The following is an 8,102-nucleotide window of genomic DNA, read 5'->3' on the forward strand; positions in this document are numbered from 1 at the left end:
CCGTGAATAGCCTCTAATCCGACCTTCGCCTTGAATTCAGGGCTGTACGTATTCCGCTTTCGCTTCTCGCTCATCTCGATAACATCCCAATTCGAAGGCTCGGCTACAGCTTAAACCTCTGTCCGAATATTGGGGTCCACTTTATAGAGCTGGCCGATGAAGTCGGCGGCGGAGATCGGTTTGCCTTCCGGGCTCCAGAAGGTGGTAGCGCTCATGTGCTGCAGCTGGCGATACTTGCCTGGCGCCAGCTCGATCTCCACCACGCGCTGCTCTCCTTCCCCACCGCACTGGCAGGGAACTTCACCGCATACCGGGCAGGGCTCGGGCGGCACCTCCTCGCAGGTGCAGGGGCGATTGCCGCATTTCTCGCAGGGCTCGGGGGGTGTCACCACGCAGGTGCAGGGGGCCTCGCCACAGCGGCTACACGGCTCGGGGGCCACGGGTTCGCCGTCCCATTCCGGGTCGTTGAAGTGCTCGTAGGCGCGGACGAAGTCGTAGATCGTGAAGTAGTCCTTGCCGTCGAACAGGCGCGTGCCGCGGCCGATGATCTGCTTGAACTCGATCATCGAGTTCACCGGGCGGATCAGCACGATGTTGCGGATGTTGCGCGCGTCCACGCCGGTGGAGAGCTTCTGCGAGGTGGTCAGGATGGTGGGAATAGTCTTCTCGTTGTCCTGGAAGCGGCGCAGGAAGCGCTCGCCCTCGGCGCCGTCGTCGGACGTGACCCGCACGCAGTAGTTGGGGTCCGGGTTCGAATTCATCTGGTTGATCAGGTCGCGCACCGCCAGGGCGTGCTCCTGGTTGGCGCAGAACACCAGCGTCTTCTCGCGCGGGTCGATCATCTCCATGAACACCTGTACCCGATACTTCTCGCGCTCCTTGATCTTGATGATGCGGTTGAAGTCGGGCTCTGCGTAGCGCCTGCCCTGCTCCACCTCACCCTGCACAACCTCGTCGTCGGGCGTGTAGACGTAGTCGTCCAGGGTGGTGGCGATCTGGCGCACCTTGAACGGCGTCAGGAAGCCGTCGTTGATGCCCTCCTTCAGCGAGTAGACATAGGCCGGCTCGCCGAAATAGGCGTAGGTATCGGTATTGGTGGTGCGCTTGGGCGTAGCGGTCAGGCCGAGCTGTACCGCCGGGGAGAAATACTCGAGGATGGCCCGCCAGCTGCTCTCGTCGTTGGCGCCGCCGCGGTGGCATTCGTCGATGATGATCAGGTCGAAGAAGTCCGGCGGGTACTCGCCGAAGCTGGGTGCCGGGTTGCCCTCGGCGTCACGGCCGGTCATGAAGGTCTGAAAGATGGTGAAGAAGATATTGCCGTTCTTGGGCACCCGGCCGTGCTTGCGGATCACGTCCGGCTCGATGCGCACCAGGGCGTCCTCGGGAAAGGCCGAGAAACTGTTGTAGGCCTGGTCGGCGAGGATGTTGCGGTCCGCGAGGAAGAGGATGCGCGGCCGGCGGCGAGTTGCTTCATCGCCCCGCCAGGCCGCCAGGTTCCAGCGGCTGTGGAACAGCTTCCAGGCGAGCTGGAAGGCGATGGCCGTCTTGCCGGTGCCGGTGGCGAGCGTCAGCAGCACGCGGCTGCGGCGGTCGGCGATGGCCTCCAGCGCCTGGTTGATGGCGTTGTGCTGGTAGTAGCGCGCCTGCCACTGGCCGCCGTTATCGTGGAAGGCCACCTCGCCGAAGCGCTCGCGCCAACCGTTCGGCTCGGGGAACGTCTCGGCCCAGAGCGCCTCTGGCGTGGGATAGCCGGATACCGGTCCTTCCTCGCCGGTGTGCATGTCGACCCGGTAAATGCCCACCCCGTTAGTGGCGTAGGCGAAGCGGGCCTGCAGCCGCTCGGCGTAGCGCTTGGCCTGGGCCAGGCCCTCGGTGACGGGAAGATCGCGCTTCTTGGCCTCGATCACCGCGAGCTTCTGGCCCTTGTAGAAGAGCACGTAGTCGGCGATGTCGCCGCGGGTACGCTGCCCGGCGCCCTGCAGCCGCCCCAGGGTGATGACCTCGCGCCGTACCCGGCTGCCCTCCACCACGCCCCAGCCAGCTTCCTTGAGGGCGGGGTCGATCAGCTCGGCGCGGGTATCGGCCTCGTTCATCGGGTCAATCCTTGTCCGGTCGGTGCACGATCAGGAGCCTTCCGGCTCCGTAACACCTTACAACATATGGGTTTCTGGCGGGCGAAGCCAGCTTCGGCCGTTCCGGATGCCCGCCTCAGGCCCCTTCAGGCGCGGCCAGCATGTTCATGATCAGCCGGACCATGGTTTCCTTGTTGGCCGGATCGGACTCGGCGATCAGCAGGGTCAGTGCCGCCAAGCCCATGTCGTTCACCACCACCTCGCCCTGCGCGTTGAGCAGGCGATCGTTGCGGTAGAGGAAGTCCACGAAGAGATAGGCCGCGCTGCGCTTGTTGCCGTCGGCGAAGGGGTGATTCTTGACCACGAAGTAGAGCAGGTGGGCCGCCTTGGCCTCCACCGAGGGGTAGGCCGGCTCGCCGAAGACCGTCTGATCCAGGTTGCCCAGCAGCGCATCAAGGCCGTCACCGCGCTCCTTGGCGAACAGGTCGGTGGCCTCGCCCCGCCCCATCAGCTCGGCCTTGAGCGAGGAAAGCGCCGTGCGGGCCTCTTCCACGGTCGGCAGCCGGCCACCGGCCTGTGCCTTGGGCTCGGTCAAAAGGCCCTCGTCATAGCGCTGCAGCAGCAGGAAGGTCTGGGCGTAGCGGGTGACGATATCCACCAGGCCCCGGCCGCTGGCGGCATCCAGCGCCGGGCTGCCGGCCGTCTTGCGCACCAGAGCCATGGCGGCCTCCAGCTCGCGGGCGTTCTCCTCGAAGCGTTGGCGGTTCAGGGACCAACCCTGCGTCAGGTGTTCGCGCAGCACCCGGGTAGCCCACTGACGGAAGCGGGTACCTTGCAAGGACTTGACGCGGTACCCCACCGAAATGATCACATCCAGATTGTAGTGCTCGATGCTCCGTGAGATCTCCCGCGTCCCCTCCTGCCGAACTATCCGGAATTTCCGGATAGTTGGATCACGCTCCAGTTCACCTTCGGAATAGACGTTCAGCAGATGCTCATTCACGGTGCGAACATCCTTGCCGAACAGGTCGGCCATCTGCCGCTGCGTCAGCCAGACGGTGTCGTGCTCGGTGTCCAGCCGCACCTCAACCGCCTGGTCGGCCTCCTGATAAATGACGACAGATGCCTGGCCATGGTCGCTCATGCTGTCACCTCCTCCACCGCCGCCTCGGCCCGTTCGGCGGTCAGTTCGCCGGAAAAGGCCTTCTGCAGCAGCGACTGCTTAAGCTCGGCAAGAACTATGAGTTTTCTATTGTATACAGTCTTAACTTTATCAATCTCAGCTTGTACCTCATCAATTTTTTCGGCAATAATCCGCTGTTCAGACTTCAGCCATGGGAATACTAAATTAACATCTTTAAGCGAAGAATTAGATATAACAGGTTGCGCCGACTGCCTCGCATAAGTTCTCAAACTTTTGAAGTTTAGAAGGTATGCGAGAAACTTATCATCAAAAACCTGCAGCTTTTCAGACACTTTGAAAGCATTATCAGTCAGCCATATATTATCATGAACATACCGAGCATTACCGCAAAGAGCACCAACACGGCCGACAATAACATTACTTCCAGATAGATTATACTTGTTATGCTCACCCGCCACTCCATTACCTCCAAACACTGGATATTTACCTGCAACCATTTTTTTAGCAGTCAAGTTATCCCCGCTTTTTAGTCGGATACACTCCCCCAAAGGCTTTTCAACCCAACTATCAGCGCCCCGTCCCAAAAAGTACCTTAAGGTGCTATCAAACAACTCCCGAGCATTGGCGAGGTTCTTTTCGGTGTTGGCGATCGCCGCGTCGATGCCAGCGAAGGCCTCATCAAGGATGGCGACGATGAGTTTTTGTTCGGGGAGGGGTGGTAGAGAAACATACTGCTTTTTAACATCGCTATCGCTAACCGCAGGATAAGAGGCTCCTCTCTGCAATTTTTTCATCGCTTTCGAAAACTGTTCGCCAAGCAGCCAGTAAAAAAGATACCGGCCGAAAACTGTATCCTTTGGACGCAAAACGAAGAACCCAGTGCTACAAATTGCGCTGTCTAATTCGACTGGAATCTGCGCGATGCGTTTTAATGTTGGCCGTATCGTTGCGAAAACAACATCGTCCTTCCTGACTAATCTTCGAGCCCTGCTAGGAGCCTCAGCTCCAACTATTTGGGTACTTTCTGCTACCGACAGAGTTGCTCTTGAGACCGAGGAGACATCGATATATGTAAAAGGCTCGTCAGGAGCCTTACGCGGATCACTGGTTTCAATTCGCTCAACCAAGTCTTGTAGTGGGAGGCTCTTCCAGTCTTCCCTCATAACATCCCCCGAATCCCTTCCAGGATCTCTTCGCTCTCTTTATCCAGCGTCTCAATCTCGTTGATGATCACTTCCGGATCGCGCAGCGGGGCTTCCTCAGCCTTGCTGGGGTTCTTTACCGAAAGATCGAAGCTGTCGTGGTTCAGGTCATCGACGCTGACCGTCCAGGAGTTGTCGGAGTCGGCAAAAGTGGCCTGCAGTGCAACGAACTCGGCGAGGTCGTCGTCATTCAATGGGTTGGTCTTGCCCAGGCTGCGGCCGGGATCGAGCTGGTAGTACCAGATGTTGCGGGTCGAGGCGCCCTTCTCGAAGAACAGCACCACCGTCTTGACGCCGGCGCAGAGGAAGGTGCCGCCGGGGCAGTCGAGGACGGTGTGCAGGTTGCTGCTTTCAAGCAACTCCTGACGCAGCGCCTTGGAGGCGTTGTCGGCGTTGGAGAGGAAGGTGTTCTTGATTACCACCGCGGCGCGACCGCCGGCCTTCAGCCGCTTGATAAAGTGCTGCAGGAAGAGGAAGGCCGTCTCGCCGGTCTTGATCGGGAAGTTCTGCTGGACCTCCTTGCGCTCCTTGCCGCCGAAGGGCGGGTTGGCGAGGATCACGTCGAAGCGGTCCTTCTCCTGCAGGTCGGCGAGGTTCTCGGTCAGGGTGTTGGTGTGCATCAGGTTGGGCGCCTCGATGCCATGCAGGATCATGTTCATGATGCCGATGACGTAGGGCAGGCTCTTCTTCTCCTTGCCGGAGAAGGTGCGGTTTTGCAGGGTGTCGAACTGCTCGGTGGTGAGCTTGCGCGGCTCGTCGTTGCCGAAGCCGTAGCGCAGGTAGTCGTAGGCCTCGCAGAGGAAGCCCGCCGAGCCGGCAGCACCGTCGTAGATACGCTCGCCGATGCGCGGCTGGGTCACCCGGATCATGGCGCGGATCAGCGGGCGCGGGGTGTAGTACTCGCCGCCGTTGCGCCCGGCGTTGCCCATGTTCTTGATCTTGGCCTCGTAGAGGTGAGAGAGCTCGTGCTTCTCGGCCTGGGAGCGAAACTGCAGGCTGTCGACCAGCTCCAGCGCGTCGCGCAGGCTGTAGCCGCTCTGGAACTTGTTGCGCACCTCGCCGAAGATCTCGCCGATCTTGTACTCGATGGTGTCCGGCCCGCTGGCGCGCTCGCGAAAGCCCTGCAAGTAGGGGAAGAGCTCGCGGTTGACGAAGTCGAGCAGGTCGTCGCCAGTCAGGGCGCGGTCGCGATCCAGGTTGCCGTCGCGCTTGCGTGGTGCCGCCCAGCTCGACCACTGGTAGGGCGTATCGATGATGAAATCGAAGGGCTTGCCGGCCAGGCTGGTGTTGATGGAGCGGTTCTGCTCGAGGTCGTCCAGGTACTTGAGGAACAGCAGCCAGGAGGTCTGCTCGGTGTAGTCCAGCTCGGTGGCGCAGCCGGCCTCTTTCCACAGCACATCATCGATATTCTTGAAGGTCTGTTCGAACATGGGGTGGCAAAAGTCCTTGTCAGGCAAACGGCCGCAGGAGAGTCGTGGGCCAATGCTACGCCGCGCGCGGGGGTGCCAATCGACGATGGGCTGCCCCCGTGTCATCAGCGTGCGGTTGAATCGGCCATGCCGCGGCTCATCAAGCGAAAAAAATGTGAACCAAAACCTGACGAGTTACGACCCATTAGGGAAGCGCTGAACAATTCTTCCGGCGAGCTATGAGTGCCGTATGTGGCCCATTCACTCCCTCAGCAGCCCACTTCTGACCACCTCTGGTGATCTTTTTTCCTGGCAGCCGGGTTATCCAGCTGCCAGGCCAGATTCAAGACACACTGACCCCGTCAGCGTGTCCTTGGCATCGTCCTGCCAGCACCAGATTGCCGAGGGCGAACAGTGTAAACAGCTGGGCCAGGAATCGCTCACGGCAGGTGACCTTCTTCTTGTTCTGGTGCTCGGCCTGGGCGAAAGAGATCTGCTTCATCGGGTAGCTCTGTCAGACGGTGGCAGGAAGACCATATTCTACCCCACCGACGGTTGTCAGGCAGCTGCGGCGGGATTTGTGCAGCGTTTCCCTGGCCCATCTTTCGGCGGAAGCCCGATGCGTTCACCAACACCATGATCGAGACCACCAAATTGGTGTTCTTGGGGAAGCTGCATAAGACGGTACGCATCTTCTCCCTAAGTGCAACAGGTAGCGAGGAGCGGCCATTGTGGCTACACTACTGCCTCATCGTTGAGGGAAAGAGAGGCTGACATGCCAAGGGCGCAGTCGGTAGACATCGCGCTGCAGGACGCATTGGAGCTATCCCGTCGACTCGAAGAACGGCGTGGTAGCATACAACCGTTTGAGATTCGGCGCCTTGCGCAGCAGGCCACGCTTGGCGGGGATAACCAGATTGCCCTCCTCGTGAGGGACGCCCTTGTGGCCGAAATTGAGCGTGACTACGCTCTCTTCGACTCGACCCTGGAGCAGCTGCTGCAATGTCGACTTCCCTCTGAGCTGCTCTTGAACCTATCGACCATAGCGCTGTTTGCGTTCAATCCGCGGATCACGGTCACGATGCTGCGGAGTGGTATCGAATACGCAAAAGGCAATCCAGACTTTCTAAATATTCTGGGTCGCAGCGCTTGGTTTTGTGGTGATCTGGAGCTCTGGCAAGAGATCCGCGAACGCATTCATGGTCTTGGAGCTGAAATGCAACTGGACGGCCACGACAACCAGGACATCATTCGGGTGCTTGCCTCGTCCGGCGTTAATCTCGAGACCTATCGGGAGTACGTCTTTGGCTTGCATGACCATGTGCGCCGCTACGCAGATGGCCAGGTCAACACGAGTATCCTGTTGAGTTTTGAGCCAGTCGCCCATGAAGATGGGGCTGAGTCCGTGGTACTCGAGATCTTTTCAGACATGGATAGCGATGCGCTGGACCGTCTGGATGATGAGCTGCTGGACTATGCGTCTGACATCGACCGCTGGGGAATAGAGCTCAGTGCTACTGTCACTACCTTGGTGAGGGACATCCCTGATCAGAACCTGGCAGAGGCAGTGTAGCGTGCCGCACCGGTTAGTCGAGATCGCTCAGAAACTGAAAGAACTGGACCTGTCGCAAGAGCCTCACCTAGGCCAGCATCAGATCCGCAGCTCTGTTAACCGCGCCTATTACGCCGCGTATCTTACTGCACGAGACTACTGTCACAGTAACGGCCTTGATGGCATTGGGGCCTCGCACGAACGTATTGCACGGGCACTTATTGCAGAGAGGCAGCTGAGCAAGACAGGCAAACAGCTACTCCAAGTCAAGGATCTACGTCGCCAGGCTGACTATGATTGGGGTCATTCCATGACCTATCGAGACATAGGAAAGGCGCTTCGAACCAGCCACGAGATCATAGCTGCACTTAAAGATTCCTGACCCCGCCCCGGCGGGGTTTTTTGTGGGCGAATGGTAGGCCGCATTTGGCCTGCTAAAATGCCACACATAACCACCGGGCCATGGCGTGCTTGTGTCACAGGTTGTAACCTGCCTTCAGAGAACTGAAGGAGGTAAGCATGGAAACGGAGCCGAGCGCGTTTTACACCTTTGGCCAGATGGTGGAGTGGTGGCTGATTTTTCTAGTGATCGTGCCGTGGATAGCGGTGGTGTTGGCTGCTCACGATCGAGGAAATTCGATGATCGGCGCGGGCCTGATTGCCCTCCTGGGAACACCGTTGATTGGCATACTGTACGTGCTCGCCCAGCCGGTGAATCGGGAC

Annotated in this window: 6 protein-coding genes and 2 pseudogenes; 3 read left to right on the plus strand and 5 right to left on the minus strand. The window is 59.3% G+C overall.

What is annotated here, in order from left to right:
* Positions 1-143 precede the first annotated feature (143 nt).
* The 5 genes and pseudogenes from hsdR to ACESMD_RS10185 all read right to left on the minus strand — a co-directional run.
* Positions 144-2,093 (minus strand): annotated as a pseudogene (gene hsdR, locus ACESMD_RS10165) (EcoAI/FtnUII family type I restriction enzme subunit R); the annotation flags it as partial.
* Positions 2,094-2,208: 115 nt separating this feature from the next.
* Positions 2,209-3,216 (minus strand): RhuM family protein, encoded by a 1,008-nt coding sequence (gene rhuM / locus ACESMD_RS10170; RefSeq protein WP_372612798.1) that lies wholly within the window; start codon positions 3,214-3,216, stop codon positions 2,209-2,211.
* Positions 3,213-4,379 carry a restriction endonuclease subunit S gene (locus ACESMD_RS10175; protein ID WP_372612800.1) on the minus strand — a complete coding sequence of 389 codons (1,167 nt, stop codon included), beginning with the start codon at positions 4,377-4,379 and terminating at the stop codon, positions 3,213-3,215. Before ACESMD_RS10175 ends, rhuM begins: the two co-directional genes overlap by 4 nt.
* The gene (locus ACESMD_RS10180) at positions 4,376-5,848 is read right to left on the minus strand and encodes an N-6 DNA methylase (RefSeq protein WP_372612802.1); all 1,473 of its coding nucleotides are present in this window, start codon (positions 5,846-5,848) and stop codon (positions 4,376-4,378) included. The genes ACESMD_RS10175 and ACESMD_RS10180 overlap by 4 nt, the downstream gene beginning before the upstream one ends.
* 364 nt (positions 5,849-6,212) lie before the next feature.
* A pseudogene (locus tag ACESMD_RS10185) lies at positions 6,213-6,329 on the minus strand (IS5/IS1182 family transposase); the annotation flags it as partial.
* 273 nt (positions 6,330-6,602) lie between these two features.
* Between ACESMD_RS10185 and ACESMD_RS10190 the strand changes: the two are divergent.
* From ACESMD_RS10190 to ACESMD_RS10200, 3 genes are all read left to right on the plus strand, one after another.
* Positions 6,603-7,400: a hypothetical protein gene (locus ACESMD_RS10190; protein ID WP_372612803.1), complete on the plus strand. Its 798-nt coding sequence runs from the start codon at positions 6,603-6,605 to the stop codon at positions 7,398-7,400.
* A gap of 1 nt (position 7,401) precedes the next feature.
* Entirely contained in the window at positions 7,402-7,761 is a 360-nt protein-coding gene (locus tag ACESMD_RS10195; RefSeq protein WP_372612805.1) for a HEPN domain-containing protein, read from the plus strand.
* 137 nt (positions 7,762-7,898) lie between these two features.
* A partial coding sequence (locus tag ACESMD_RS10200; protein WP_372612807.1) for a hypothetical protein occupies positions 7,899-8,102 on the plus strand: 204 nt, incomplete at its 3' end.

Source organism: Halomonas sp. (genome assembly GCF_041689495.1).
Lineage (GTDB): Bacteria > Pseudomonadota > Gammaproteobacteria > Pseudomonadales > Halomonadaceae > Halomonas.

What these genes read in the sequence shown, in the direction of transcription:
- rhuM (WP_372612798.1), bottom strand. Translation starts at nt 3,216, where the DNA reads ATGAGCGACCATGGCCAGGCATCTGTCGTCATTTATCAGGAGGCCGAC.
- ACESMD_RS10175 (WP_372612800.1), bottom strand. Translation starts at nt 4,379, where the DNA reads ATGAGGGAAGACTGGAAGAGCCTCCCACTACAAGACTTGGTTGAGCGA.
- ACESMD_RS10180 (WP_372612802.1), bottom strand. Translation starts at nt 5,848, where the DNA reads ATGTTCGAACAGACCTTCAAGAATATCGATGATGTGCTGTGGAAAGAG.
- ACESMD_RS10190 (WP_372612803.1), top strand. Translation starts at nt 6,603, where the DNA reads ATGCCAAGGGCGCAGTCGGTAGACATCGCGCTGCAGGACGCATTGGAG.